The organism is Henriciella litoralis (assembly GCF_002088935.1).
Classification (GTDB): Bacteria; Pseudomonadota; Alphaproteobacteria; order Caulobacterales; family Hyphomonadaceae; genus Henriciella; species Henriciella litoralis.
In genome coordinates this window covers 1,309,185-1,335,719 of sequence record NZ_NCSS01000006.1, presented here as the reverse complement: position 1 = coordinate 1,335,719, position 26,535 = coordinate 1,309,185, and the positions used below count along the sequence as shown (strand labels likewise).

Below are 26,535 nucleotides of genomic sequence, written 5' to 3'. Positions count from 1 at the left end.
GCGATGGGGCTTTTTTTGTCAGGGTTCGCGGCGGGTTATCAGCGCAGTTACGGCAAGAATGAATGCCAGAACTTCGAATCCGGCAAAAAACCAGCCGCTGAAGGTCGGCCCGTCGCCTAGAAAAAATGACACAATGCGGGACAGTGTGTAGCCACCCATATACGCCACCAGGAACAACAGGGCAGGGCGTTCATATCGCGCTGGCATCACTGCACCTGCGGCCGCAAGCAAAGCAGCGCCCAGACTGACGCCTCCAAAGACACCGCGCATTTCAAAAATACCGTTCGGGCCGCTGACATCGACATCAAGTCTCGACGTCATCCCGATCGGGTCAAAAAGGGACCAGGTGCCGAAGGCGAAATAAAGGACGGCAATAAGTGCGAGAAAAAGTCGTGTCAGCATTGTCGTCAAACTAGACGGTTCTGCAGGTTCGGCGAATCTAATTTTCCGGCGGCCATGGCGTCGAAAACAGGGTGCCTGACCCTTGAGGGTGATGGACGGCTCCAGATGTCAGGAAGATAGCAGGTTGAAGTATCAACCAATTATCTGAGGGACGTTTATCATGAACATCAAACCGCTTTTAGTGGCTGCCGCATCATGCGGCCTGTTTGCAACTTTGGCTGGGTGCGGGACGGTAGCTGGAGCTGCGGGCTCTGCGATTGCAGGGTCTGCGGCTAGCGGCGCGTTGGCCAAAGGGGGCAACAAGGCTCGTTTTTCACGTCAGAGCTGCGATGAACTCGAAAAAGAAATCGCCGGTGCGCAGCGCTCGATGATGAATCCGATGAATATTCCTTATGCCCGCAGCTATGCCAAAGCTGCGCGAGAGGTCGCTGTCGAAAAAGACTGTGAGTTTGTCGAAACTGAAGTCGTAGAAGGCACTGAATCGGAGTGATTCTGTAGCCGCTCAATTCGAAGGGCTTACTGAACGGTGAGCGAAATGCCGGTCCAATATCAAAATCCCTCTGCTGCCCAAGGGCAGCAGAGGGATCTGGATCGGCAGATCCTCAGTCGGGACTGTCCCTAGTCGCCGAATGACTGGATTGTGGCTGAGTTACCTACAGCGCTGGCAGAGCCGTAGACAGAGCCACCATAAGTGGTGCTCGTTGAACCTTGCGCATAGACTGAGCCGGAATTGGTCTGATTGATTCGTCCGCCAACTGCAGCATCGCTGCAATAATTGCAGACGGTCGCCGTCGCGGCGTTGCCGATTGCGGTCGAGCTCATGATGCCAGCGCCGCCCGTCCATGATTCGCCGGTGAAGCTCGCCTGGCTGGTGACCGTGCCAGTATTGTTCTGATCTGCATACATAGCGGTGTCAGAGCCGACATTGGACAGGAGTGCAGAGTTACCAACGCCATAGGCGGATGCGTTTGCATATCCATCCCAATGGTCGAGCGTTACGTAAGTCTGCGCGTCAACGTCCGCATTATTCTCTTGCTGGGTCTCAGCACCGCTGAGGCCAAGAGCGGCGTAGCCCCACTCATTATGGACCGTGGCAGAGTTACCAAAGCTGTTGGTGGCCGCAGTCACATTGGTGCCGTAGCCCATATAGACGTCGGTAACGCCTGTGACCGAGCTGCCAGCTTCAGTTTTCTGAAGCGCGCGATTGTAGCTGGTGTTGGTATAACCGGTTGCAGACGTCGCATTTGCGCCGGCCGTGGTTGCGAAAGTTGCAGATGTGCCATCACAGCACATGTCTGCATCTGTCTCTGCGTAGACATTGGCTGAGCTATATTGCGTCTGGTCCGAAATGCTTTCGCCGAAATTATTTTCGGTCGATGACACGTTCGCCATGGCTGTGGTCGCGCTGGCGATCTGATTCGCTTGCTCAAGATCGGTGCGCGAGTAGGCGGTGACGTTTCCGGACGCCGACTGCTGCGCGTAATAGCTGTTATAGCCGTAGGACGTGCCGCTCGAAGCCGCATTGCCGTAAGCTGTGGTCGTTTGGATGGCTGTACCGGCTGAATAACCGCCGAGGCTGCTTGTCGCGACCGAATCGGCATCGAACTGCTGTGTAATATCGCTATCGACATCTCCGGCATTCCGCACAGCGGCGGCGAGGTTGCCTGACGCTGTCGACGTGGCCACCACGTCAGGGGTGTGTTCCGGGACGTATACGTCGATATTCGACCACACATCGCCCAGCTGAACCTGGTCAATCGTTCCCGAGTTCGGGTTTTGCTCCTGCGCCTGGGCAATATTTGCCGACAGAGCGAGGGTAAGGGCAGTCAGGCTGGCGAGTTTTAAACCGGGACGGGTCATCTCAAGCCTCCTTGGCGTGTGAGAGGGGACGTTGCGGGCCGCTTTTAGTTGCGACCACGCAGGGCTGGATCGCGGCGGTCATGCCAGGCGGAGGCCTGTTGACGCGACGGTCCATTATATTCTTCCAGCGGCGCACCGGCCGGGACGAAGTCGCCCGTGATTCCATTGGTCGAGATGGCGCCGGCAGTCAGCGAGCAGACATCTGCGGATGGCGCGGCATAAAGATTTGCCATCATTTCAAGAACGGCCCGCTCCAGAACTGAGCGAATCGCCAGCTGGATAGGTTCTTGGGCGCGGCCACCGATACCAACGTCGAACACGTTGCCATTGGCAAAATCGAAGACGCCTACGGAAACTTCCCGGCCGATGATCTGCTTCTGATAAGAGATCACATCGACAACTTCGAGGCTTTCGGTCTCAACGAGACGAAGATCGAGGCCCACATTGATGACGTAGAGTTTTGCGCCGATGGAGCCTTTTGTATCTGTCGGATCGAGGTCACCGGCAAAGGCTTCAGCGCCGACCGAGCGGATATTGTAGTTCAGCTCTGTGATGCCGCCGACAAGATAATAGTCGGAGCCAGGGATGGAGCCGGCTGTGATCTTGCGGAAATCATCAGGAATATCGTCGCCGATGAGCTTGTTGTTGGCGTATTTCAGCTCAAGCTCGGAAACCGACGTATCGAATCGCTCGACGAGACGGGCGCCAGCTTTTGCAAAAGCGGAGATGGCCATCAGGGACGCGCCCTGCGTGACGCGGCGACCGCCCTCAAAGTCAGCCTTGCCCGTATAGTCGAGGATACGGCCAACCGCGATTCGGGGTGCGGCATATCCGGTCTGACGGGCATAGTGACCCATACAGACCAAGCCTTCAGAGTAAGGCGTCGGGTTTGCGGTCACAGGCGCATTGCCAATTGGCTTGGCATAGTTGCCGTCCGGACCAGCGATTGGCGAGACACAAGCCGTTGCAAGCATGGTGCTGGCAAGTATGGCGGCCGAGGCGCTCTTGCGTCCGCTCTTGGAAAAAGATGCGAAGTTAATCATTGAGGTTGAGCTCCCCGTTGAGAATGACCGTCTGGTCGCCATTGTTGATCTGGGTCGAATCGATGATCACGGTGTTGTAACTACCGTTGGTGATCACGTTGAGTTGGTTGCCGACGGCCGTTCCGCTGCCGATCATGCCAGGTGCCCCATCTGTCTGGCCCCAACCCGTGTAGAGACCAGTACCAAGACCGGTGCCGCCATTGATCAAGCCGTTGATAATGACGCGATTATTACTCGCATCACGTGAAGCGGCGGTAAATGGCGAGCTTTCCTGTCCGTATCCGAAGCCGTAAGGACGTTCGAACTGCGAGGCGCTGGATGCGGCCTGAGCGTCAGCCATCGGTGCGAAAGCAGCCGAGGCGACAATAACAAGGCCGAACAGGCCGTACGAGGTTGAAGTCATAAGTTTCATCTGCCGATCCCTTTTGGGGTTGATGGGCAGACGGTCTGCAATGCGCGTGCCAGTTCAGGAGAGGCGAGCGTCCCGTTTTCGCGCCTCTGGGGAACAATTATGAGGCGAATAAACGCTAACAGGCGCTATTTTCGCGGAAAAAAGAGAAATTGTGTCCCGATCCGGGACGAAGAGGCGCCGGGCGCCCGCTTTCGCGCATGCGCCTGCCTGTGTTATGAAGAAGGAATAATAAGAACAACATATATAAGGAGGACGATAAGATGCTTATTGAGCAGATCCTGAAATCCAAGGGTGGTGCAGTTCAGACGATTGATGCCGCCAGTACATTGAGCCAGGCGGCTCGCATGCTGGATGATGCAAAGATCGGGGCGGTCGTTGCGATGAGTGGGACCACACTTGCGGGTGTGCTCTCGGAGCGCGATATCCTGCGGCAGGTCGCCCGGCACGGTCCGGAGGCTTTGACCATGTCCGTGGAGGACTCAATGACGCGCGGCGTCATCACGGCCAATCCATCCGAAACAATAGATCAGTGCCTCGGCCGTATGACGGACCGGCGTATTCGCCATCTACCCGTCATACGTGACGGGGAGCTGGCCGGTATTATATCGATCGGCGACCTTGTGAAATGGAAGATCCAGGCAACCAAAGCCGAAGCCGACGCGATGGCCGACTACATCAAGGGCCAATAAAAGCGGCAGGCAGTGATTTTAGGGGTTGCCAAGAGGGCCGAACAGACTCTATATGGTCTGTTCCATCTGAAACGCCTCTGTCCATGAGGGGCCGGTTAATCTCGGCTCAACAGGGCAGCGTTTTGCGCCAAATTTGCAGGAAAAAGGCTTCGGCTGAACTTTCTGCAGGCAAGTGCAGAAGGGTTGTTGACGGGGGACGGGCTGGCCCATAGAAGCCACCCTTCTTCTGGAAAGACCCGCCGGATTGATGGGGATCGATGATCCTCAGCGAAACGGTTTGTGCTTGATTTCTGGAGTTTTGAGGCCTTGTGCCAACGAGCTGCAGACGGTGCAAAAAAGGGAGTTGACGGGGGTGAGTGTGGCCCATAAAAGCCGCCTCTCTCTTGGAGACACCTACCTGGATCAAGTCGTCTTTATGGCGATATTGTTGAAAGGTTATGTGCTTGAATTTACAGGTTTTGCAGGCAACTGCAGCTCACTGTAGAAAGTACAAAAAAGGGTGTTGACGGGGGTGAGTGTGGCCCATAAAAGCCGCCTCTCTTCTGGAGACGCCCGCCTGGATCAAGTCGCCTTTATGGTGACTTTGTTGAAAGGTTATGTGCTTGAATTTACAGGTTTTGCAGGCAACTGCAGCTCACTGTAGAAAGCGCAGAAAAGGGAGTTGACGGGGGTGAGTGTGGCCCATATATGCCGCCTCTCTTCTGGAGACGCCCACCCGGATCGGGCCGCACATGTTGCGGTTTTGGTGAAGGGTTCTGCGGTTAAATTTGTAGGTTTTGCAGGCAACTGTAACTCTCTGCAGAAAGCGCTGAAAAGGGTGTTGACGGGGAATACGGCGGACCATATAAGCCGCCACTTCCGAAGCGGGACAGATTGTTCCGCCGAGGCAAAAAGGGCTCCGGCCTAGGTTGTTTGACATCGCAGGAATTAGGAAGAGAAACGCAGGCGGCATGAATGGCTAGCGGACCCGCAGGGGTCCAATGCGATCATGACGATGCGTTTCAAGGAAATACCTTTCACTACTTTCGGTTTCGGCCGATTGTTTTGTGAAAAGGGTTTCCCGTCAAAACGCAAATTGCAACAGCAATTGCCGTTTCAAATTCATGGAACGGTTTACGTCAGATCGAGCACTCAACCTGAGAGTTTGATTCTGGCTCAGAACGAACGCTGGCGGCAGGCTTAACACATGCAAGTCGAACGATATAGTGGCAGACGGGTGAGTAACGCGTGGGAACGTGCCTTTCACTACGGAATAGCTCTTGGAAACGAGTGGTAATACCGTATACGCCCTCCGGGGGAAAGATTTATCGGTGAAAGATCGGCCCGCGTTAGATTAGTTTGTTGGTGGGGTAAAGGCCTACCAAGACTACGATCTATAGCTGGTCTGAGAGGATGATCAGCCACACTGGGACTGAGACACGGCCCAGACTCCTACGGGAGGCAGCAGTGGGGAATCTTGCACAATGGGCGAAAGCCTGATGCAGCCATGCCGCGTGAATGATGAAGGCCTTAGGGTTGTAAAATTCTTTCGCTAGGGATGATAATGACAGTACCTAGTAAAGAAGCCCCGGCTAACTTCGTGCCAGCAGCCGCGGTAATACGAAGGGGGCTAGCGTTGTTCGGAATTACTGGGCGTAAAGCGCGCGTAGGCGGGCTATTAAGTCAGATGTGAAAGCCCGGGGCTCAACCTCGGAATTGCATTTGAAACTGGTAGCCTAGAGACCAGGAGAGGTTAGCGGAATACCGAGTGTAGAGGTGAAATTCGTAGATATTCGGTGGAACACCAGTGGCGAAGGCGGCTAACTGGACTGGTACTGACGCTGAGGCGCGAAAGTGTGGGGAGCAAACAGGATTAGATACCCTGGTAGTCCACACCGTAAACGATGAATGCTAGTTGTCTGCGCGCATGCGTGCAGGTGACGCAGCTAACGCATTAAGCATTCCGCCTGGGGAGTACGGTCGCAAGATTAAAACTCAAAGAAATTGACGGGGGCCCGCACAAGCGGTGGAGCATGTGGTTTAATTCGAAGCAACGCGCAGAACCTTACCCGCGTTTGACATGCCCTGTTTGGTTACCAGAGATGGTTTCCTTCATTTAGTTGGCAGGTGCACAGGTGCTGCATGGCTGTCGTCAGCTCGTGTCGTGAGATGTTGGGTTAAGTCCCGCAACGAGCGCAACCCTTATCCTTAGTTGCCAGCACGTTTGGGTGGGCACTCTAAGGAAACTGCCGGTGCTAAGCCGGAGGAAGGCGGGGATGACGTCAAGTCCTCATGGCCCTTACACGCGGGGCTACACACGTGCTACAATGGCAGTGACAATGGGCTAATCCCAAAAAGCTGTCTCAGTTCAGATTGTCCTCTGCAACTCGAGGGCATGAAGTTGGAATCGCTAGTAATCGTGGATCAGCATGCCACGGTGAATACGTTCCCGGGCCTTGTACACACCGCCCGTCACATCATGGGAGTTGGATCTACCCGAAGACTGTGCGCTAACTTCGGAGGCAGCAGGCCACGGTAGGTTCAGCGACTGGGATGAAGTCGTAACAAGGTAGCCGTAGGGGAACCTGCGGCTGGATCACCTCCTTTCTAAGGATGCTTTCTGATTGTCTGGCTCGCCAGACTTCGAAAGCTCTTTTGACATCGCTGCAGAGCTTGCTCTGACAGCAAAACATATGCGGTCATTTGTGCCGTCTTCGTTTCTCTTCCTTCATTCGCCGTGCCGGCCAGCTGGGCGGCATAGTTCAGCGAGCCCCCGGGTCCCATGGTTAGGGCCGGTAGCTCAGGTGGTTAGAGCGCACGCCTGATAAGCGTGAGGTCGATGGTTCAACTCCATCTCGGCCCACCACGACCCAATGGGAGTGCGCCGGGCCCTATGCAGCCGAATATTACTGGTTTTGGGGCCTTAGCTCAGCTGGGAGAGCGCCTGATTTGCATTCAGGAGGTCAGCGGTTCGATCCCGCTAGGCTCCACCAAGCCAAAGGCGAATGAAAGAAGTTTATAAGTTTCCGGACTTCGTGTCCGGGATGTTTGTTATCGTGAGGGAAAGACTGATCCGGCTCGTATCGCCGCTCGAACCTGTATTCCAGGTTCTGGTGATGCCAGCTTCAGCCGAACAACGAAGGTGTCATAGGAGTATGACGTAACAGCCTTCGCCAAAGGGTCAGTCTGCAAGAAACCAACATGTCTGATCTGAAATATTAGTGTTGTGGGCGTGAGCGCTTAGTGCGTTCACCTCCGCACACGAGTTTCGAATGAGATCAAGCGTCAAAAGGGCATCCGGGGGATGTCTTGGCGGTAAGAGGCGATGAAGGACGTGGCACTCTGCGATAAGCACGGGGGAGGCGAGAGCACCCTTTGATCCCGTGATTTCCGAATGGGGAAACCCACCTCCGAGATGGAGGACTACAGGCTGGCATTCGTGTCGGCCTGAGGTCTTTCATTTCACTAGAGAGGTATTTCACACTGAATACATAGGTGTTGAAAAGCAAACCCGGGGAATTGAAACATCTAAGTACCCGGAGGAAAGGACATCAATTGAGACTCCGTTAGTAGTGGCGAGCGAACGCGGACCAGGCCTGGTCTGAAACAAGGAGAATGAGCTGGGAAGCTCAACCGTAGTGGGTGATAGTCCCGTATCCGTAAGATGAAGACCGTTTAGAGTAGGGCGGGACACGTGAAATCCTGTCTGAACATGGGGGGACCACCCTCCAAGCCTAAGTACTCCTTACCGACCGATAGTGAACTAGTACCGTGAGGGAAAGATGAAAAGCACCCCGACGAGGGGAGTGAAACAGTACCTGAAACCGGATGCCTACAAGCAGGTGGAGCTCTTCGGAGTGACACCGTACCTTTTGTATAATGGGTCAGCGACTTAGTGTTGCGTGCAAGCTTAAGCCGATAGGTGTAGGCGTAGCGAAAGCGAGTCTGAATAGGGCGACTGAGTACGTAGCATTAGACCCGAAGGCAGATGATCTATGCATGGGCAGGCTGAAGGTGAGGTAACACTCACTGGAGGGCCGAACCGTTGTACGTTGAAAAGTACTCGGATGACCTGTGCCTAGGGGTGAAAGGCCAATCAAATCTGCTGATAGCTGGTTCTCCGCGAAATCTATTTAGGTAGAGCGTCAGATGAATACTCCAGGGGGTAGAGCACTGGATGGGCTAGGGGGACTCACCGTCTTACCAAACCTTACCAAACTCCGAATACCTGGAAGTAATATCTGGCAGACACACGGCGGGTGCTAACGTCCGTCGTGAAGAGGGAAACAACCCTGACCACCGATTAAGGTCCCCAAATTATAGCTAAGTGTGAAAGGATGTGGGGTTGCTTAGACAATGAGGAGGTTGGCTTAGAAGCAGCCATCCTTTAAAGAAAGCGTAACAGCTCACTCATCAAGCGACCCTGCGCCGAAAATGTAACGGGGCTAAAGCTATATACCGAAATCGTGGGCTCCATTGGAGCGGTAGCGGAGCGTTCTGTAAGCCTGTGAAGGTGCACTGTGAGGTGTGCTGGAGGTATCAGAAGTGAGAATGCTGACATGAGTAGCGATAAAGAGGGTGAGAGACCCTCTCGCCGAAAGTCCAAGGGTTCCTGCGTAAAGCTAATCTGCGCAGGGTTAGCCGGCCCCTAAGGCGAGGCCGAAAGGCGTAGTCGATGGGAACACAGTTAATATTCTGTGGCCTGGGAGTGTGTGACGGATTTCGAAAGTTGTCTTCCCTTATTGGATTGGGAAGGCGGCCTGGAAGTCCCTGGAAATAGCCCTCCCGCAAGACCGTACCCTAAACCGACACAGGTGGACTGGCAGAGCATGCCAAGGCGCTTGAGAGAACGATGCTGAAGGAACTCGGCAAATTACCTCCGTAACTTCGGGAGAAGGAGGCCTCATACTGGGCAACCAGCTATGAGGGGCACAGACCAGGGGGTTGCGACTGTTTATCAAAAACACAGGGCTGTGCGAAGCCGTAAGGCGACGTATACAGTCTGACGCCTGCCCGGTGCCGGAAGGTTAAAAGGAGGAGTGCAAGCTCCGAATTGAAGCCCCGGTGAACGGCGGCCGTAACTATAACGGTCCTAAGGTAGCGAAATTCCTTGTCGGGTAAGTTCCGACCTGCACGAATGGCGTAACGACTTCCCCACTGTCTCCAGCATCGACTCAGCGAAATTGAATTCCCCGTGAAGATGCGGGGTACCCGCGGTCAGACGGAAAGACCCTGTGAACCTTTACTGCAGCTTTGCTGTGGCATTAAAAATAATATGTGTAGGATAGGTGGGAGGCTTTGAAGCTCGGGCGCTAGTCTGAGTGGAGCCGCCGTTGAAATACCACCCTTATTCTTTTTGATGTCTAACCGCTCCCCTGGATGGGGACGGGACCCAGCATGGTGGGCAGTTTGACTGGGGCGGTCGCCTCCTAAAGAGTAACGGAGGCGCGCGATGGTAAGCTCAAGACGGTCGGACATCGTCTGTTGAGTGCAATGGCATAAGCTTGCCTGACTGCGAGAGTGACAACTCGAGCAGAGACGAAAGTCGGTCATAGTGATCCGGTGGTCCCGAGTGGAAGGGCCATCGCTCAACGAATAAAAGGTACTCCGGGGATAACAGGCTGATGATGCCCAAGAGTCCATATCGACGGCATCGTTTGGCACCTCGATGTCGGCTCATCACATCCTGGGGCTGGAGCAGGTCCCAAGGGTTCGGCTGTTCGCCGATTAAAGTGGTACGTGAGCTGGGTTCAGAACGTCGTGAGACAGTTTGGTCCCTATCTGCCGTGGGTGTTGGAAACTTGAGAGGATCTGTCCTTAGTACGAGAGGACCGGGATGGACATACCTCTGGTGGACCTGTCGTGGCGCCAGCCGCGCAGCAGGGTAGCTATGTATGGACGGGATAATCGCTGAATGCATCTAAGCGAGAAACCCACCTCAAAACCAGGTTTCCCTTGAGAGCCGTCGTAGACTACGACGTCGATAGGCTGGGTGTGGACGCGCCGCGAGGCGTGGAGCTAACCAGTACTAATTGCTCGATAGGCTTGATCTTGCGAAGCTTCGTGTGTGGTGGTGAATGCACCTCCACAACGGCTTTCAGATCAAAAACACCTCAAACCAAGTGGTTATGAAGTGACATGTTGGATTTTACACCATTGCCCGTTTCCGCCGACCCGGTGGTTATGGCAGGGGTTCCCCACCCGATCCCATTCCGAACTCGGTCGTTAAGCCCCCTAGCGCTGATGGTACTGCGTCTTAAGGCGTGGGAGAGTAAGTCGCTGCCGGGTCCGCTGAAACGGGCGATGTGTAAATGAGATAAACCTTGCAGACAAAGTCTTTTCCTCACAATAGCCGCCTCCGGGCGGGACGTGACTGGCCGTAATTGCCAGTTTGCGACGCAGTCCGGCCCATTGTGGCCGGATTTGTGTTTTCGGGGGTCTCTTTTTGAGGCTTTCGACAAGAATTGACGCGGGATGGAGCAGTCCGGTAGCTCGTCAGGCTCATAACCTGAAGGTCGCAGGTTCAAATCCTGCTCCCGCACCCATCATAAGAGTAGTTTGGCCGTCCTGAGAAATCAGGGCGGCCAAATCGCCTTTTATAACAAGGTTATAGCCGCTCTCATTTTTGCGCGGCTCAAGGCAAATCCGTTGGATGGTCTTCCTCAAGACGGATCGGACCTCGTCAGCATCCGGAGACGGGTCCGAAACCACTTCCACAAGTGAGCCGATAAGCTCGGCATAGAGCTCGCCCGCGTTCGGATGAACGCTCACAACGGGCTCGCTGCCCATTGCCGCAAGTTTGCCCTCGTTTTCGACTTTTTCTGCTTCCAGGGCGACCAGCTTTTGCTTGAGGGCAGTGGTCGCGACTCCTTCAGCAATCGCATCGACAATCCGGTCGATACGCCTGCCGGCTTCAGCGATAGCCTTCTCAAGCTGAAACCGCTCGCTCCCAGTCGCCTTTTGTTGACGAACGAGTTCTGCGTGAAACTCGCGTGCGGCCGCCTTCTGCGCGTCCGGATGAAGCAGAGCGTTGTTCAGTCCTGCAAGGACGCGTTCTTCCAGTTCTTTGGCCGCAATGGTTCGATTGTTCGAGCAGGTACCCTTCTCGCGCCTTGTCGAGCAACCGTACCTGTTCTGAGAGACAATCGACATTGGACCGCCGCACACAGTACATTCCAGAAGCCCCGACAGGAGCCGTGTTGGCCGCTTCGCTCCACCACGTTTGCGGGAGTGCCTTTGTTGGCGAAGCTTCACAGCCTGCCAGAGTTCATTATCAACAATCCGAAGGTCCGGCACCTCATTGATGACCCATTCGCTTTCGGGGTTTGCCCGCATACGCTTCTTGCCGGAGAAGGGATCCGTGACCTTATGCCTGCGGTTCCAGATGCGGCGACCGATATAGAGTTCGTTGTTCAGGATGCCGTTGCCGGCATGCACCTGTCCATTGATCGTTGAGGCGCGCCAATCTGAACCGCGCGGTGCTGCGACACCTTCCTGATTCAACATGGCCGCGATGCTTCGCGGAGATTTTCCTTCAACGAACAGACGCATGATCCGTCTGATGGTCTCAGCTTCTTCGTCGTTGATGGTCAGGATGCCATTCTGTTCACCCGGTAGGATGTCGTAACCGTAGCAATGTCCTCCGGCCGATCTACCTGAATTCACAACACCAGTCTGACCGCGGCGCGTCTTCTTCGCCAGATCGCGCAGGAACATCTCATTCATCACGCCCTTGAAGCCGACATGCATCGAGTCGACTTCTCCTTCGGAAAGCGTGACGATCGACACGCCGTGAAAGGCGAGGATCTTGTAGATTGTGGCTGTGTCGGCTTGGTCGCGGGAAATGCGGTCGAGCGCCTCTGATACAACGACATTGAAGTGACCGTTCGCGGCGCCCCTAATCAGTTCCTGTATACCGGGGCGCGTAACCATTGCGCCGCCCGAGATCGCGCGGTCTGAATAGACGACGGTTTCGGTCCAGGATTTCTGTTCTAGGTGTTGTCGGCAAAGAGCAATCTGGTCTTCGATTGAACGAATAGACTGAAGGTCCGACGAGTAGCGGGCGTAGATGGCGGCTTTTAGGGTCATGACCCTTTCCGATATGCCAACCTCGCATGATATCGCGCAAGCGCTTCGGCGAGATCAATCGCCCAAGATGGGGCTATTTCCCCAGAAAATTCGTCCTCGGGAGGTTCAGTTGGCTTCGCGATCGCCTTTGGAAGGCGACCGCGAGACACGAGTTTGGGGTATTTGCGGTTCACGGTCCGATAGGCAGAAGCTGATCTAGTTCAGCTTCTGACGGTTCCAGACCAGCACGCCGCTGCCATCTTCTTCCTTCTCGAAAAAGGCAGCTCTCAGTGGCTTCTCGAACCCCGGATCATCCAGCTTGACGGCCAGGTATGGAGTTTCGCCATCCTTGCTTTCCTCGCGCCAGGCGGCGCCGAGTTCTGCGCCTCCGGCGAAGATCCGGTAGTCCGGGCCGCCTTCGGCTTTCTCGGTCACCGGGACCATCTGGGCTTTCACATTGATTGTCATGGTCCGGATCGTCCCGGTCCATTTGCCATCCTTCTGGCTGAAGGTGCCAATTGTCGCCATTGCTATTCTCCTTTGCTGGCTCTGGCATGAAGGGCCTTGCGGGCCCGCTTGAACCCGGCATCCGATGCGAGGAAGGTTTCCAGCATGACAGGAACCAGGGTTTCGGGTTTCTCTTCGGCGCCATAGGTCTCGGCATAGATCGCCGCATAGTCGGCAAGCGCGGACGCGAGATCGGGTTCAACAGAGAGGGTCAGTTTGACCGGCGTGCGATCCGGCAGTTGGGCAATGCGAAGGCTCATCAGCGGCCTCCCTGAGAATAAGGCCGCAGCACGAGATCACGCGTCACGATGACCCGCACCGGCCAGCCGGGCCGGATACGAAGGGTCGGCTGGATGCCGAGGTTGCGATCAACGACGCGCTCCCCGGCCTCAGACACGCTGTCGCCGAACCCGCGCCGTATGGCACGTTCGATATCATCCTCGTCTGATCCTAGTTCCGCGCCGATGCCGAGAACGGTCGCAAGACCAGCGGCGACAAATACCCGGTCCCAGTGATGGTCTGTGCGGTCAGAAAGGCCCGCAAAACCCTGCTTGTCTGCGGCAGGTTCAGATATCTGCACAGAACTGCCATCCGGGAAGATCATTCGGTCCCAGATCAATAGTGCGCGCTGCTGGCCGAATGAGATTTCGGACTGGTAGCGCCCGATCAGCCGGGTACCCTGCGGAATGAGAAGATAAGCTCCGGTGACGGTGTCATAGACCGGCTGGGTGACCTGCCCGATGACCGAACCTGGCAGATCCGAGTTGAGGCCTGTCACAAGCGAAGCCGGGATAAGCGTGCCCGCCATGACCTGGTAGGGCGAGACCGGTGTCTCGAGATCATGCGGGTTGTAAATCGCCCCATCGCGTGCCTCGTCCGCGAAGGCGATCTTGCGGGCTTGCAAGTTGTCATCCTTACCTGGACCTGTCGGCAAGGCACCGGCGCTTTGGCTAGCGAGCGCCAGCAGCTCAGAGCCGAACGAGGCCGGAACTCCGGCAGACGGCAGGGATGCCGGCCCGATGCTCGGCCCAGCGCCAATGTCAAAGAATACGGAGGATTTGCCCGCTGCGTCGGCAAGCTTAGCCGCGACAAGACGTTCGGCCCGAAGGGCTTCATCTTCAGGCGAGGGCCTGAAATCATCCGAGGCTGCGACATCCCACTCCGGATCGAGCCCCCATTCGCGTTCCTCCGAAACCACTGTCCCGCCGAGGTCGCCGGCCATGGGTGCGCCAAGCTTTGGCGTTCCGGGCGACGGCGTCCAGGTCGCATACGACGAGGGAAGTTCTGCCAGTCCATCCGGCGCGCGCTTCGTGGCCGTGTTGTAAAGTTCCTGGCGATCCGCGGGATCGGCGGCCTTGGGCGGATCGAGCGCAATGGAGGCGGCAGCAAAGAGCCCCAGCACACCGAGCCCGGCGCCGACCATCAGGACTTTCCGGTTGATCCGTGTGACGGGTCGCGGCCGCGCGCGCAGTTTCAGGGCATCGGCCTCCTGCGGGAAAGGGGCTGGCTCGCTCATCCCTTGCTCCCGAACAGGCTCGCGAGACCAGACCTCGGTTCGCGTTTGCGGATCCGCACCACGGTCTGGGATTTCTCACCAAGGCGAAGCTCAGCGGCCCGGAAGAGATGATCGACAATGTAGTAATTGCCCTTGAGGCGATAATTGACGAGTTCGGCCTCGCCAGAAACGCCAAGGACAAAGAGGGGCGGGGCCTCCATAGTCGACAACCCTTCCGGCATCTGGATGAAAACCTGCCGCCCATCATCGAACACGCGGACGGGTCGCCAGTCTGGACGGTCACCATCGATCAGGTAATCAAAGTCCAGCCGGTCGAGTGCAACACCCGGCATGATTGATGTCTCTTCCCGCGCGAGCGCTACGCTGTTGCGAGAGATGAGTTGCGAGAGCTCGTCGGCCGGATAGCGCCAAGACAACGCCGCCATATAGGTGCCGTCACCGCTCTCCAGTTCCAGATGATAGGTCCGCCGGTCTGTCGCAATCATGAGATTGGTCGAGAGGCCGGCGCCGATCGGTTTGACCAGAACATGTGCGCGTGCTGTTCCGCCTGAACCGGAGGATGTATCTCCCACAATCCAGCGCACCGTATCGCCAGCCGAGACAGAGACCAGCGTCTCGCCGGGCTGCAGCGCAATGTCGGAGACCTGTCCCGGCGCGGCATACAATCTGTACAGCGCCCCTTCTGTATAGGGATAGACCTGAATGGCATTTACATAGCCGTCCACGGACGGTTCGATCCGGGCTTCTGATGTGCCCTTGCGGATCGTCTCGGAGGGCGAGGTATAGACACGGGTTACCGTGCGCTTGACCCCGTCGACCGGTTTCATCTGGCCGGGAAGCGGCAAAGGTGTTGGTGTTTCGACGATCTCGACAGGACGGGGCTCTGCGTCCTCGACCTGCGCGGCGGCGACAAACAGTTCCGGCTCGATCGGCGCGGCCTCCGGAACGCTGGCGCAGGCGGTGGCAAGGGCAAGTGTGGATACCAGTGTGAGAGTGCGGATCATGGGTTGTCTCCTGTGACAAGGTCTTCGCCCCAATTGAGGCTGTGGATGTAGAGGCCGAGCGGGTTGGCGCGGAGCGTCGGCGCATCGCGCGGCGGGGAGTGGATCAGGGTGAAGAGGCCGGTGAACCGTTTGACGCCGGTCAGCGCGCCATTCTCGTAGGTCTTCTCAAGCCAGCGCGCCTGGAAGGACTCGTCCGAGACGCGGACGACACTTACGACATCGACACTGCGCGAGCGACGTCCGATCTCGGCGAAGGGGTCATTGTCGCGGGCATAATCGCTGAGCGTGATGGCGGCCTTGTCGGTCACATAGTCATAGGCCGCCAACCAGTTCTGCCGGACAATGACCGGATCGATGGAAAGACTGCGGACATCGGAGATGAAGTTGGCGAGGTGATGGGCGACTTGCGCATCGGTCGGGTCGTAATTGGCGAGGGCAGGGCCGACGGCTTTCACAGAGCCTGTGTCGTCCACTTCGACCACATATGGCGTCACTGTGGATTGCAGGCTGCGCCAAACAAGGGCGGCTGAAGAGGCCGTCAGAAGGACCAGCAACCCGAGTGCCATCAGCCGCCAGTTCCTGGCCTGTACGCGGGCAGATCCGATCCGGTCATCCCAGATCTGGCCGGCTTTCTGGTAAGGCGTTTCGGGATGCGGGCTTTGCCCGTAATGGGTGGAAGTTCGCCTGAACATGGGATCAGTCCTCGTCTCTTTGAAGTTTCGGGTTCTCACCAGCCATGCCGCGGTCGCCATCTTTCAGAGCGTGCACAGTGATCGCGCCGGCATGCTGCAGGCGTTGTTCTGTGCGCAGGCGCCGGGCCCAGGCCGGGCTTGAACCGCTGGTTCCGGCATCGCTGACGCCCGTAGATGCTGTGCTCCCGCCGGTTGCCGCAAAGGCGGCTTCACTGCCGCGCCTGTAAGCATTTCGGGCGCCTTGCAAGGGCCGTCCGGCCATGCGCCGCATGGCGTCCGAGCCAGCCTGCGCCATACCTGTGGCTCCAGCGAGATGCCCGCGCCAGCCGGTGGCGCCGGAACCAAGCCGTCCAAGGTCATACGAGGTGCGAGCCGCGCCCGACATTGAGGCCCCGGCCTTGACCGCTGCCGACGCCCCGCCAATTGCGGCGCGTCCAGCAGCGATTGTGCCTGTGCCTGCGAGGATCGCGCCCGCACCCACAGCGGCTGTTGTGCCGACGACCGAACCGGCGCCAAGCTGCGGTGCCCCGGTGACAAGGCCTGACGCAATGCCCGGTGCGAACACGCCCATCCAGAGAAAGACGATGGCGGCCAGAACGGTCCCCATGACTTGCGCAAGGGTGACGTCGCCCGGGCCGGTGAAAGCATCGGTGATGGAGGTAAAGAGGGTCGAGCCGATGCCAATGACGACAGCGAGGACCATGAGCTTGATACCGGATGTGACGACATTGCCGAGGACGCGTTCGGCGAGAAAGCTGGTCCTGTTCCAGAGCGCGAACGGGATCAGCACGAACCCAGCCAGCGTCGTTAGCTTGAACTCCAGGATCGCCACGAAAAGCTGCACCGCGAGTACGAAGAAGGCGACGAGGATGATCGCCCAGGCAAGAAACATTACGGCAATCAGGATGAAATTGTGAAAGAAGCTGATCGGGCCGAGCATGTCGCCGATTTCGGCCAGCAAGGGTTCTGCCGCCTCGAACCCAACCCCGGCAATATAGCCCGGTCGCATAAGGTCGCCTGCCGTCAGCGTGCTGGAGCCCGCCTTCACACCGAGGCTCGCGAAGCTCTCGAACACGATGTTGGCGAGCAGGGTGAAGTTGCCGATGATGAAGGCGAAGAAGCCGACATAGAGCACCTTCTTGAGGAGGCCCGACATGACGTCGGCATTCTGCGACAGCGCCCAGAAGAGACCGGCGAGCGTGATGTCTATGACTATCAGTGTGGTTGTCAGGTAAGCGACATCGCCGGCAAGCAGGCCGAAGCCTGAATCGATATAGGCAATGAAGGTTTCGAGGAACCGGTCGATGACGCCCATCTCTTCCATGACGGGTCAGTCTCCGAGGAAGGATTTAAGACGGGCCCGGCCGCGTTCGGCCTCTTCAAGCTCACGTGCCCGGTCGAAGGCTATGGCCCGGTAATGGGCGGCCATCAGCGCTTCCATCTGGATCAGCTGTTCGGCCGAGAGTGCACCGATCTGGTTGCCGGCCTGCAGGGCCTGGAGATTGCCGATGGCTGTCTGGCTCTCATCCACCAAGCCGGTCAGTGCCTCGGAATCCTCGGCATTGTTGCGCACGGTCTCAGCGACCATGAGGAGCGTGTGCTTGTGGGCATTGCGCGACTGGCGCCAGCGGGCGCGCGCATCCTCTACAAGTACATCGGACTGAGGCGGTGTGTCGCCATAGGTTTCAGGATAGAGGTTCTCATACTCCTCCTCGACCTCCTCGACGCCGTAGCCAATCCCTTCGGCGTCGCGCATGAGTTCTCCGATGCGGCGGATGCGGTCGGCAATGATGGCGCGGGCAACTTCGACAGGCAGGGTTTCCAAATCCCGCGCCATTTTCTCGATCATGTCGATCTCATGGGTGAGCTGGCGAACCTGGTTATCGATTTCCTGAAGTGCCCGTACGGCCTGCAAGATGTTCTGGGCATGATTGGCCGGGTCATAGACTGCGAGCTGTGCGGCTGCTGGCGGGGTCAGATATACGGTTACGGGTGCTGCGCAGACAAAGGCAGACACTACAATGGAAAGGGATAGGCGTTTCATGATCGGGACTCCTATTCGGCAGCCATCTGGGCGGGGGATCGGCCAGCGGCATCCGGCCAGTCGCCGAGCAGGTCAGCGGCCCAGCCGAGCTGTTTCAGCTCCAGCCAGCCCTGGGCGAAGCCCGCGCCTGCGCCGGCTTCAAGAAGCCCATCCATCTGCTTCTGGTCGGCAGGGGAGGCGGCGCCGCAAAAAGCGAGCGCGACTTCGCCAAGGCCAAGCTCGAACAAGCGGCAGCCAAGCGGCGAGGTATAGTAATAGTCGCGCTTCGGTACGGACTTCGCGATGATGTCGATCTGACGATCATTGAGGCCGAAGCGGCGATAGACAGATTGTGATCCCGGCTCGAGCGCGCGCTCATTCGGCAGGAATATCCGCGTCGGGCAGGACTCGATCAGGGCGGGCGCAATGGAGGCGCCTTCAATGTCAGCAAGCGACTGGGTCGCAAACATGACCGCAACATTCTTCTTGCGTAGCGTTTTCAACCAGTCGCGCAGCCGCGCCGCAAACACCGGATGATCCAAGAACAGCCAGGCCTCATCGAGAATGAGCAGGGTGGGCTTGCCATCGAACCGGTCTTCCAGCCGGTGGAAGAGATAAGTAATGACCGGCGCGACCGCAGACGGCGTCTGCATCAGCTCGTCCATCTCGAAACAGGCTACAGATGACAAGTCGAGGTCTTCGGCATCGCTATCGAGCAGGTGCCCATGGGCGCCTTCCAGCGTGTAGGGATGGAGCGCCGCTTTCAGCGTATCGGATTGCAGGATCAGGCTGAGCCCTGTCAGCGTCCGTTCGGCAACAGGCGCTGAAGCCAGTGACTGCACCGCGTCCCACAAGACGGACTTCAGGTCCGGCGTGACCGTCACGCCTTCGGCTTCGATCAGGCCGAGCAGCCAGTCTGCGGCAAAGCTCGCGCCGCGCTCGGTATCGATGTCTTTCAGAGGTTGCAGCGCCGGACGCTCATCGCCCGCGAGCGGCAACCAGGTGCCGCCCATGGCGAGCGTCACCGCCCGCACCGAACGGCCCTTGTCGAAGATGAAGGCCTGCGCGTCCTCGTATCGTTGCCATTGCGCCGCGAGGAGCGACAGGAGCACCGATTTGCCGGAGCCTGTCGGGCCGATGATCAGCGTATGGCCGACATCGCCGACATGCAGGTTGAGCCGGAACGGCGTGGTGACTTCGGTCTGCGCCTCAATGAGGGCGCGGTCACCAAGATGGCTGTTCCATTGATCGCCCGCCCAAACCGAGGAGATAGGGGTGAGATGGGCAAGGTTCAGCGTATGCAGGATGGGCTGTCGGACATTGGCGTAGACATGGCCGGGCAGGGAGCCGAGCCAGGCTTCAACTGCGTTGAGGGTTTCCCTGATCGTGGTGAACCCGCGTCCATTGATCACGCGCTCGACCGCGCGATTGCGGGCTTCGACCTCTTCACGCGTCTCGCCCATCAAGGTCAGCGTGGTCGTGACATAGCCATAGGAAACGAGGTCGGAGCCAAGCTCCTGAAGCGCCGCATCGGCATCAGCGGCCTTGTTGTCCGCATCATTGTCGAGCAGGGCAGCCTGTTCGTTAAACAGCGTTTCGCGGAGAACTGCGCCAACGGATTTGCGCTTCGCAAACCAGTGTCGGCGCTTCCTGGCCAGGAGCTTTTCGGCTTCGGCCTTGTCCATGGCGATGTAGCGCGTCGTCCAGCGATAGGAGAAGCCGAGCCGGTTGAGCTCATCCAGCATGCCCGGCAGAGTTGATGTCGGAAAGCCGAGCAGGGTCAGCGTTGCAAGATGAACATTGCCAATGCGAGGCTCAAGTCCGCCATCGAAGGATTCGTCGGCAAGCACGGCATCCAGAAAGACCGGCAAGTCTGGCACAGCGACCGGATGGCGTTTCGATGAGATGCAGGCATGGAGATAGGTGAGCGTCTCTGCATCCGAGAGCGGATGGATCTCATCCAATGCTGTCGAGAGCAGGTCCAGCGTCTGCGCGGCGCGTGTCCGGAATTGCTCGAGCCGCTGGCGCCAGTCTTCGCCGTCCCGCTTTTCGGGCCGTTCGATCAGCGCCTTCTCCGCCCGGCCCGTCGCATCGGCCGGCGGGAGCCAGAGCAGGGTGAGGTAGTAGGTGCTTTCGTACCTTGCCCCGGTCTCTTCGCCAGATGCGCGCCGCTCTTGCTCGATCAGCCAGGCTGCCGCATCGCCGAACGCACTTTCGGGTAAACTCTCGGCCTCCTGCCGGACCGCTTCAAAGAACAGCGCCCAGCCCGATCCGAACCGGCGGAGCACATTGTTGACCCGCGCCGTCACCGCAACGAGTTCGGCTTCCGTTGAGCTTTCAAGGTCGGGGCCGCGATAGCGGAAGCTTGTCTGGAAGGCGCCGTCCTTGTTGAGGACGACGCCCGGCGCGACGAGGCACGCCCAGGGGAGGTAGTCTGAGAGGTGTGCCGGTTTCGCCGCGTATTCGGAAAGGTTCAGCATGAAAGATGTTCCTTGTGACGGGCAGACCGGATTGCGACGGCGAGAAAATCCGGATCGGACCGGGCCATGAGGACGGCGAGCGAGTGTCCCGCCACCCAGACCACAAGCCCCGGTATCCAGAGCCGGAAGCCGAGGGCCAAAGCGGCTGACAGCGTCCCGATGGCGATGGCGGCCGAACGTGGCGCGCCGGCCATCAGGATGGGTTCGGCGAGCGAGCGGTGGAGGGGGATCTCGTAGCCGTCGAGCATCAGAGCACCGCGCCGCCGCCGAAGCTGAAGAAGGTCAGGAAGAACGATGTGGCCGCAAAGGCGATCGACAGGCCGAACACGATCTGGATCAGTTTGCGGAATCCGCCAGAGGTCTCTCCGAATGCGAGCGTCAGCCCGGTCAGCGTGATGATGATCACCGCGACAATCCGGGCGACCGGGCCTTCGATCGATTGCAGGATCTGGTCGAGCGGGCCTTCCCAGGGCATGCCCGTGCCCGCGGCATGGGCGGGGAGCGATATCATGCTCACCGAAGCCAGCAGTACGCCGGCGTGAAGCGATCGGTTGAGGGCCTTTATCTGGTCGTAGAACATCGGTCGGTCTCCTTAATTGACAATGTTGAGAAAAGGGGCAGCCAGCGGCTCGGTTCGGTATTCGGCGCCGTCAAAGCCGGTAATCCGGAGTGCCTGCTCGACGCGGCGCGCGCCGCTCGCGCGGGACATGAAGACGATCACGTCGACCGCTTCGCCAATCAGGGCATGGGGAAGGGCAGTCGTCGCTTCCTCGACCAGCTGTTCGAGCCGCGTGAGTGCGCTGGAGGCTGAGTTCGCATGAAGCGTGGTGATCCCGCCCGGATGGCCGGTATTCCAGGCCTTGAGAAGGTCGAGCGCTTCGCCGCCGCGCACCTCGCCGACGATGATCCGGTCAGGTCGGAGCCGCATGGTTGAGCGCACGAGATCGCGGAGTGTGATGCCGGACCGGTGCGTCCTGAGCTGCGTCACGTCCTCTGCTGAGCAACGGAGTTCGCGCGTGTCTTCCAGGATGATGATCCGGTCCTCTGAAAGAACCGGTTCGGACAACAAAGCATTGGCAAAGGTCGTCTTGCCCGAGGATGTCCCGCCGGCAACAACTATATTGAGCCGGTCTTCCAGAGCCTGCCGCAGCCCGACACAGAGCGTTGGCGTCAGCGCGCCGGTTTCGACATAGGTGTCGAGTGCAATGGGCTGGCCCGCAGGCTTGCGGATCGCAAAGCAGGGCGCTTCAGACACCGGCGGTAGAATACCTTCGAACCGCTCGCCAGAGCCCGGCAGTTCAGCAGACACTATGGGAGAGGCCCGGTCGCAAGCCTCACCGACAGAGGACGCGACCAGCCGGATGATCCGTTCGCGTTCAGCACGGCCGAGCGTCTCTGATGCCCGGCGCAAACCAAAGCCTGCCTTCTCGACCCAGACCGAGCCATCCGGATTGGCGAGGATTTCGATCGTGTCCGGCGCTGCCAATGCCGCGCCGACCGGACCGTCAAAGGCCGTACGGAGCATCGCCGTACGGCGCGTCTCGGTCTCGCTGGGCTGGGGCAGGGCAGACATGGCGGCAAGTGGTCCTCATCGGTGATGGGACCAGCATCAGGGCACTCAACAGTGCTGCACAGTTGGGGCCGGAGGACCTTACAGGAGGTTGGGTGAGCTGGACCGACGATCGGGGACAGACAATGCTGGCAAGACAAATTTCTATTTATGAGAGATTGTTGGTGGAGTGTGCGAAGATGCCGGATTAGTGTGGTCGAGTGGGAGGGAGCAAATGATCAAGCTGGACATGTTCCATGTCGATCTGGGCGCGTCGATCTTGATGCAGTTCCAGGATAACGCGCAGCGTCCAATAAATATCTTGGCCGACGCGGGAGTGCATGGTGGAGGCTTCGCGCACGACTATATCCTGCAGAAACTACGGGGTGCGTTGAATACTAGAGAGGATGACCCCATTCGACTCAACCTGTTGATCGGTACCCACTATGATTCCGATCATCTCAACCGGATGGTGGCGATTATTGAGTCAGAGCAAGTCAGTATTGATGAGGCTTGGATGCCGCCAGTTGCTGACGATACTGAAGAAACGATTCCCGAGCGTCCACTCGAAGACAGCAATCTACTAGCTATCAAGTTCGCACGGGATTTCGATGCGGATCCCGAGCAGAAACGGCAACCGACACTAGAGCGATACCTTGCCGAACAAAAGCGGCGCGTTCTCGACATTCGCCGGGTCGCCGACGATTTGCAGACCGCCATAGAGACTGGCGATGGAGATATTCTTCTCTTTGCGCGCAACCATGAGGAGGCTGATCGGGAGGCCGGACGTCGCCAGTGGGATAATATGCCGCCCGATCAGTTCTTCCTGCAAGAAATCGCGGACATAGATGAAAGACTGCTTGAACGAGACACATCCGTTCCAATAGACCACGCCGCTTTCGCGGTAACGGACGAGCCGGTAATGCTCTATGAGCCCTTGGATGAAGGGACCGCCGACTTTCTTGATCCTATCCGAGCCGAGGATCCCCTTGAGTATCTCGCCTGGAGAATCCACACCCGCGCGCCGATCCGACTAGGCTTCGAACCGATTATCGGGGCCATCCAACCGACGACTGCGCTGACACGTCTCGATCTGTTGCGTAAGTCGCATGCTAAGAACGCCATTAATGCGGCGCAACTGAACAAGGTCGTTATCGCTCTAAAAAAGAAGAAGGTTCCGATGTTTGCGCGCTCCATTCAGGATGGCGTGCCGCGGCGCTTTGCGTGGCACGGAGCCAGCGAAAGTCTTGTTGGTGCAAAAAGTGGTGCAGGCGATGGTCTCGAACTCATTCTGCTCGCCCCATCAAACGGCCTAATCGACAAGCATCGCGCGAAACTTCCTGTGGCACGCCAAATTGCATTTGCGCTCTACAAGACAATTCCACTGAAGAGCATTACCGAGAGCAATCAGCTCAGCTATGTGATCCATCTTCGTTCCGATGAGCAGGGTATCCTGATCTCCGGCGATACAGGATGCGTGGACTTCAAACCATCAGGTAACAAGCCCTACCACCGGCAACTGCTTGATGCGATGCACCCATTGAATGTCGTTCAGATTGCCCACCATGGTGGTAATAATACCCATTTCTACCGCGTCCTCGAACAGTGTAAGGGCAAGGTCGACCTGCAGAGCGCTTTTATGCTCCTGTCCCATGAAGTGCGTTCACCCTACCGGCCGAATGATGTCTTCCGCATTTTCATCGAGAATATCGCTACACCGCAAAGCGGACCTGAATTGCTCTTCACCAGCGCTCCGCGCTTAGCCGCGGTCAAGGGCTTTGAACGCCTGATAGCGACACCAACTAAACCTCCCGGAGACAGCGGGGATGTTGGTCTTGAATTTGACAACGGGGTTTGGACGGTCGTTGCGCATGCGATTTCGGGAAGTAATCTAAAGTAATGCTGCTATTTTGCGGAGGATAACTAAGCTTCGATCCTTAGTTCCAGATGTGCGGATTGGAGCGGTCGACAACCCGCTTGGTCAGCGCCTCTAACTCAGTTCGAGCCCGCGCCGCATCTGCCTGTGTTTCGAGCGGGTTCTTGCCCGGCCGCTGTCTCAACCATTCGAAAATGAACTCGATTAGCAGGTCTGTTTGAAAGGCGATGCCTGTCTCTAGTTTCTCGATCTGATCTTCGACTCGTTCCAGCCGCTGAATAATCGCCGCATCGGGCCGGTCTTCAGGCGGTGTAAACAACAGGGTCAAAGCTTCGTCGACCAGCGTGCCGACGTGGACACCATGTTCGGCAGAGAACTGCTTCACTTTGCGATGGTTCGCCTCTGACACGCGGATATGAAGTCTGGGATTGCGTGGCATACCCTAAAGCTCCCGTCCGCCATTTTCCTGGACTTGAAGGTAATAGCGCGCGATCTGGTCCTGAATGCTGCCGCGCTGCTGCGGCGCGTGCTCTTCATCCGTCGCAATATCCTGCGAGATCCCATCCTCATCGCCGATGTCAGGGCCAATCGATCGCGTCAGCCCGCCTGACTCCCCGTCAGCGTGCGACACTCCAGATCGGTGATAGCCGCTCAGCCGAGACGTATCCGCATCGGCAGCAGCAATCGGCAGTGCACCAACCCGCTCGATGAAATTCCTATCTTCATAGTAGCGGAGTTTCTTTGCGCGGATCGGCGGATGGCTCGCCAGAAAGATCAGCGCATCATCGGCCGGCATCTGCATTACTTCGCCAGGCGTCAGAAGCGGACGCTGAGTTTCCTGCTGTGAGACCATGACATGACTGAGCCAGGGCGCGAGCCGATGTCCCGTATAGTTCTTCTGGTTTCGCTGCTCCGTCGTGGTGCCAAGCATGTCGGAAATACGCTTGGCCGTGCGCTCGTCATTCGTCGCGAAGGCGATCCGGACATGGCAATTGTCGAGGATCGAATTGTTCTGCCCATAGGCCTTCTCGACCTGGTTCAGGGACTGGGCAATCAGGAAGGCACGGATCCCATACCCAGCCATGAAGGCCAGCGAACTCTCGAAGAAGTCCAGCCGTCCGAGCGCCGGGAATTCATCCAGCAACAACAGGGTCTGCCGACGGTCCTGCCCATGTGGCAACTCTTCACAAAGCCGGCGCGCAATCTGGTTGAGGATCAACCGCATCAACGGCTTGGTCCGTGAGAGATCAGACGGCGGAACGACTAGGTAGAGCGATGCTGGAATCTCTCCCCGGAACAGGTCCTCGATCCGCCAATCCGAGCCGGATGTCGCCCGCTGCACGACCGGGTCGCGGTAAAGCCCCAGGAACGAGATCGCCGTCGACACGACCGACGACTTTTCATTCTCAGACTTATTCAGGAGTTCTCGCGCTGCTTCCGCCACAACCGGATGCGTCAATGGCCGGTCACGGCTTCCCAGATGGTTCGCCTCAAGCATTCGCTCCAGCGTGTCATCGATCGGCCGGGCCGGATCGGACAGCAGGGTCGCCACGCCCGCGAGCGACTTATCATCTTCAGCGTAGATAACATGCAGGATTGCACCAACCAGCAGTGAATGCGCCGTCTTGTCCCAATGACTTCGCCGCTCGAGGGATCCATCCGGATCGACCAGAATGTCTGCCACATTCTGCGCATCCCGAACCTCGTGCGCGCCGAGCCGCACTTCCAGCAGTGGATTGAACCGCGAACTCGACAAATCCGTCGGATCGAAACGGACACAGCGAGAGAAGCTCGATCGCCAATTCGATGTCAGTGCCCAGTTCTCTCCCTTGATGTCATGAATGATCGCATTGCCGGTCCAGGAAAGAAGGGTAGGGATCACCAAGCCCACACCCTTGCCCGACCGGGTTGGCGCAAAGGCCATTACGTGCTCGGCGCCAGCGTGCCGGAGATAGCGTCCGTTGAACTGTCCCAGCACCACACCTGACGAGCCAAGCAGGCCGGATAGTCGGACATCCCGAACCGATGACCAGCGCGCGGAGCCATAAGTCGTCGCGTTCTTCTCGCGTCTTGCCCGCCAGAGCGACGCGATGATCGCCATCACAATCCCGGCGATGCCGCCCAGCGAGGCAATCAAACCCGCACGCGCAAATACATTCGGCGCATAAGCGTCATAGGCATACCACCACTGGAACAGCCGCCAGGGTTTGTAGACAGGCTGACCCGCTAGTTCGAACCAAGGACCGCCCAAGCGAGGCTGATGGTCAAGAACCTCCGCCACCCATTGCGTCGCGATCCACACCGAACAGGTGATTAGCAAAAGCGTCAGCAGAAACTGGCCAAGGAGGAACTTGGTGGGAGTGATGAAAAAAATTCTCGTTCGACAGGCTGAAAAGTTACTCTCTTTCGCCGTTTCGAACCGATGGATTTCGCGGG

At 57.9% G+C, this 26,535-nt stretch carries 21 protein-coding genes, 3 tRNA genes and 3 rRNA genes; 9 read left to right on the top strand and 18 right to left on the bottom strand.

Annotated elements, in window-relative coordinates; all coding sequences use genetic code 11:
- Window positions 1-18: 18 nt before the first annotated feature.
- Window positions 19-402, bottom strand: a complete 384-nt coding sequence (locus tag B8783_RS09905) for a DUF4345 family protein (protein WP_084419976.1) — start codon at window positions 400-402, stop codon at window positions 19-21.
- A 160-nt stretch (window positions 403-562) separates the two neighbouring features.
- Here B8783_RS09905 and B8783_RS18355 point away from each other — a divergent pair, with 160 nt between their 5' ends.
- Window positions 563-892 carry a hypothetical protein gene (locus tag B8783_RS18355; RefSeq protein ID WP_139792322.1) on the top strand — a complete coding sequence of 110 codons (330 nt, stop codon included), beginning with the start codon at window positions 563-565 and terminating at the stop codon, window positions 890-892.
- Window positions 893-1,020: 128 nt separating this feature from the next.
- On the opposite strand, the gene hfaD is transcribed toward B8783_RS18355, so the two are convergent.
- The 3 genes from hfaD to hfaA are packed head-to-tail and all read right to left on the bottom strand — an operon-like array spanning window position 1,021 to window position 3,717.
- A complete protein-coding gene (gene hfaD, locus B8783_RS09895; protein WP_084419974.1) occupies window positions 1,021-2,262 on the bottom strand; it encodes a holdfast anchor protein HfaD in 1,242 nt (413 codons plus the stop codon).
- Window positions 2,263-2,306: 44 nt separating this feature from the next.
- Complete coding sequence (hfaB, locus tag B8783_RS09890; protein ID WP_084419973.1) at window positions 2,307-3,305, bottom strand: holdfast anchoring protein HfaB; 999 nt, start codon at window positions 3,303-3,305, stop codon at window positions 2,307-2,309.
- On the bottom strand, window positions 3,298-3,717 hold the full coding sequence (gene hfaA, locus B8783_RS09885) for a holdfast anchoring protein HfaA (RefSeq protein ID WP_084419972.1): 420 nt from the start codon (window positions 3,715-3,717) through the stop codon (window positions 3,298-3,300). The genes hfaB and hfaA overlap by 8 nt, the downstream gene beginning before the upstream one ends.
- Window positions 3,718-3,977: 260 nt before the next feature.
- On the opposite strand from hfaA, the gene B8783_RS09880 reads away from it, so the two are divergent.
- From B8783_RS09880 to B8783_RS09845, 7 genes are all read left to right on the top strand, one after another.
- Window positions 3,978-4,406, top strand: a complete 429-nt coding sequence (locus tag B8783_RS09880; RefSeq protein WP_084419971.1) for a CBS domain-containing protein — start codon at window positions 3,978-3,980, stop codon at window positions 4,404-4,406.
- Between the two features lie 1,132 nt (window positions 4,407-5,538).
- Window positions 5,539-6,992: ribosomal RNA gene (locus B8783_RS09870) — 16S ribosomal RNA — on the top strand.
- A 182-nt stretch (window positions 6,993-7,174) separates the two neighbouring features.
- Window positions 7,175-7,251, top strand: a tRNA-Ile gene (locus tag B8783_RS09865).
- 51 nt (window positions 7,252-7,302) lie between these two features.
- A tRNA-Ala gene (locus B8783_RS09860) sits at window positions 7,303-7,378 on the top strand.
- Window positions 7,379-7,661: 283 nt separating this feature from the next.
- Window positions 7,662-10,438 (top strand): 23S ribosomal RNA (locus B8783_RS09855).
- Between the two features lie 120 nt (window positions 10,439-10,558).
- Window positions 10,559-10,673: ribosomal RNA gene (rrf, locus tag B8783_RS09850) — 5S ribosomal RNA — on the top strand.
- The 16S, 23S and 5S rRNA genes sit together here with 3 tRNA genes alongside, the layout of an rRNA operon.
- 180 nt (window positions 10,674-10,853) lie before the next feature.
- A tRNA-Met gene (locus tag B8783_RS09845) sits at window positions 10,854-10,930 on the top strand.
- Here B8783_RS09845 and B8783_RS18860 read toward each other — a convergent pair.
- From B8783_RS18860 to trbB, 12 genes are all read right to left on the bottom strand, one after another.
- On the bottom strand, window positions 10,887-12,473 hold the full coding sequence (locus B8783_RS18860; RefSeq protein ID WP_370371246.1) for a recombinase family protein: 1,587 nt from the start codon (window positions 12,471-12,473) through the stop codon (window positions 10,887-10,889). The genes B8783_RS09845 and B8783_RS18860 overlap by 44 nt on opposite strands.
- Before the next feature lie 195 nt (window positions 12,474-12,668).
- Window positions 12,669-12,980, bottom strand: coding sequence for a DUF736 domain-containing protein (locus B8783_RS09830; protein WP_013301538.1), 312 nt, complete (start codon window positions 12,978-12,980; stop codon window positions 12,669-12,671).
- A 2-nt stretch (window positions 12,981-12,982) separates the two neighbouring features.
- On the bottom strand, window positions 12,983-13,219 hold the full coding sequence (locus B8783_RS09825) for a DUF2274 domain-containing protein (protein ID WP_084393364.1): 237 nt from the start codon (window positions 13,217-13,219) through the stop codon (window positions 12,983-12,985).
- A complete protein-coding gene (locus tag B8783_RS09820; protein WP_084419969.1) occupies window positions 13,219-14,475 on the bottom strand; it encodes a TrbI/VirB10 family protein in 1,257 nt (418 codons plus the stop codon). Before B8783_RS09820 ends, B8783_RS09825 begins: the two co-directional genes overlap by 1 nt.
- Window positions 14,472-15,479, bottom strand: coding sequence for a P-type conjugative transfer protein TrbG (gene trbG / locus B8783_RS09815; RefSeq protein ID WP_084393366.1), 1,008 nt, complete (start codon window positions 15,477-15,479; stop codon window positions 14,472-14,474). The genes B8783_RS09820 and trbG overlap by 4 nt, the downstream gene beginning before the upstream one ends.
- Entirely contained in the window at window positions 15,476-16,171 is a 696-nt protein-coding gene (trbF, locus tag B8783_RS09810) for a conjugal transfer protein TrbF (protein ID WP_035552024.1), read from the bottom strand. Before trbF ends, trbG begins: the two co-directional genes overlap by 4 nt.
- Window positions 16,172-16,175: 4 nt before the next feature.
- Complete coding sequence (gene trbL, locus B8783_RS09805; RefSeq protein WP_084419968.1) at window positions 16,176-17,495, bottom strand: P-type conjugative transfer protein TrbL; 1,320 nt, start codon at window positions 17,493-17,495, stop codon at window positions 16,176-16,178.
- Window positions 17,496-17,501: 6 nt separating this feature from the next.
- On the bottom strand, window positions 17,502-18,215 hold the full coding sequence (gene trbJ, locus B8783_RS09800; protein ID WP_084419967.1) for a P-type conjugative transfer protein TrbJ: 714 nt from the start codon (window positions 18,213-18,215) through the stop codon (window positions 17,502-17,504).
- Window positions 18,216-18,226: 11 nt separating this feature from the next.
- Complete coding sequence (trbE, locus tag B8783_RS09795) at window positions 18,227-20,674, bottom strand: conjugal transfer protein TrbE (protein WP_084419966.1); 2,448 nt, start codon at window positions 20,672-20,674, stop codon at window positions 18,227-18,229.
- A complete protein-coding gene (locus B8783_RS09790; protein WP_084419965.1) occupies window positions 20,668-20,922 on the bottom strand; it encodes a VirB3 family type IV secretion system protein in 255 nt (84 codons plus the stop codon). The genes trbE and B8783_RS09790 overlap by 7 nt, the downstream gene beginning before the upstream one ends.
- Window positions 20,922-21,185: a TrbC/VirB2 family protein gene (locus B8783_RS09785; RefSeq protein WP_233355873.1), complete on the bottom strand. Its 264-nt coding sequence runs from the start codon at window positions 21,183-21,185 to the stop codon at window positions 20,922-20,924. The genes B8783_RS09790 and B8783_RS09785 overlap by 1 nt, the downstream gene beginning before the upstream one ends.
- A gap of 81 nt (window positions 21,186-21,266) precedes the next feature.
- Window positions 21,267-22,247 (bottom strand): P-type conjugative transfer ATPase TrbB, encoded by a 981-nt coding sequence (gene trbB / locus B8783_RS09780; RefSeq protein WP_084419963.1) that lies wholly within the window; start codon window positions 22,245-22,247, stop codon window positions 21,267-21,269.
- 211 nt (window positions 22,248-22,458) lie between these two features.
- Here trbB and B8783_RS09775 point away from each other — a divergent pair, with 211 nt between their 5' ends.
- Complete coding sequence (locus B8783_RS09775) at window positions 22,459-24,123, top strand: ComEC/Rec2 family competence protein (protein WP_084419962.1); 1,665 nt, start codon at window positions 22,459-22,461, stop codon at window positions 24,121-24,123.
- 37 nt (window positions 24,124-24,160) lie between these two features.
- On the opposite strand, the gene B8783_RS09770 is transcribed toward B8783_RS09775, so the two are convergent.
- Together B8783_RS09770 and traG are read right to left on the bottom strand one after the other, a co-directional pair.
- On the bottom strand, window positions 24,161-24,538 hold the full coding sequence (locus B8783_RS09770; protein WP_084419961.1) for a hypothetical protein: 378 nt from the start codon (window positions 24,536-24,538) through the stop codon (window positions 24,161-24,163).
- Between the two features lie 3 nt (window positions 24,539-24,541).
- Entirely contained in the window at window positions 24,542-26,464 is a 1,923-nt protein-coding gene (gene traG, locus B8783_RS09765) for an IncP-type conjugal transfer protein TraG (protein WP_084419960.1), read from the bottom strand.
- Window positions 26,465-26,535 lie beyond the last annotated feature (71 nt).

Bases quoted from the DNA above. Each gene is read 5' to 3' on its own strand.
- B8783_RS09905 (WP_084419976.1), bottom strand. From the start codon at position 402: ATGCTGACACGACTTTTTCTCGCACTTATTGCCGTCCTTTATTTCGCC.
- B8783_RS18355 (WP_139792322.1), top strand. From the start codon at position 563: ATGAACATCAAACCGCTTTTAGTGGCTGCCGCATCATGCGGCCTGTTT.
- hfaD (WP_084419974.1), bottom strand. From the start codon at position 2,262: ATGACCCGTCCCGGTTTAAAACTCGCCAGCCTGACTGCCCTTACCCTC.
- hfaB (WP_084419973.1), bottom strand. From the start codon at position 3,305: ATGATTAACTTCGCATCTTTTTCCAAGAGCGGACGCAAGAGCGCCTCG.
- hfaA (WP_084419972.1), bottom strand. From the start codon at position 3,717: ATGAAACTTATGACTTCAACCTCGTACGGCCTGTTCGGCCTTGTTATT.
- B8783_RS09880 (WP_084419971.1), top strand. From the start codon at position 3,978: ATGCTTATTGAGCAGATCCTGAAATCCAAGGGTGGTGCAGTTCAGACG.
- B8783_RS18860 (WP_370371246.1), bottom strand. From the start codon at position 12,473: ATGACCCTAAAAGCCGCCATCTACGCCCGCTACTCGTCGGACCTTCAG.
- B8783_RS09830 (WP_013301538.1), bottom strand. From the start codon at position 12,980: ATGGCGACAATTGGCACCTTCAGCCAGAAGGATGGCAAATGGACCGGG.
- B8783_RS09825 (WP_084393364.1), bottom strand. From the start codon at position 13,219: ATGAGCCTTCGCATTGCCCAACTGCCGGATCGCACGCCGGTCAAACTG.
- B8783_RS09820 (WP_084419969.1), bottom strand. From the start codon at position 14,475: ATGAGCGAGCCAGCCCCTTTCCCGCAGGAGGCCGATGCCCTGAAACTG.
- trbG (WP_084393366.1), bottom strand. From the start codon at position 15,479: ATGATCCGCACTCTCACACTGGTATCCACACTTGCCCTTGCCACCGCC.
- trbF (WP_035552024.1), bottom strand. From the start codon at position 16,171: ATGTTCAGGCGAACTTCCACCCATTACGGGCAAAGCCCGCATCCCGAA.
- trbL (WP_084419968.1), bottom strand. From the start codon at position 17,495: ATGGAAGAGATGGGCGTCATCGACCGGTTCCTCGAAACCTTCATTGCC.
- trbJ (WP_084419967.1), bottom strand. From the start codon at position 18,215: ATGAAACGCCTATCCCTTTCCATTGTAGTGTCTGCCTTTGTCTGCGCA.
- trbE (WP_084419966.1), bottom strand. From the start codon at position 20,674: ATGCTGAACCTTTCCGAATACGCGGCGAAACCGGCACACCTCTCAGAC.
- B8783_RS09790 (WP_084419965.1), bottom strand. From the start codon at position 20,922: ATGCTCGACGGCTACGAGATCCCCCTCCACCGCTCGCTCGCCGAACCC.
- B8783_RS09785 (WP_233355873.1), bottom strand. From the start codon at position 21,185: ATGATATCGCTCCCCGCCCATGCCGCGGGCACGGGCATGCCCTGGGAA.
- trbB (WP_084419963.1), bottom strand. From the start codon at position 22,247: ATGTCTGCCCTGCCCCAGCCCAGCGAGACCGAGACGCGCCGTACGGCG.
- B8783_RS09775 (WP_084419962.1), top strand. From the start codon at position 22,459: ATGATCAAGCTGGACATGTTCCATGTCGATCTGGGCGCGTCGATCTTG.
- B8783_RS09770 (WP_084419961.1), bottom strand. From the start codon at position 24,538: ATGCCACGCAATCCCAGACTTCATATCCGCGTGTCAGAGGCGAACCAT.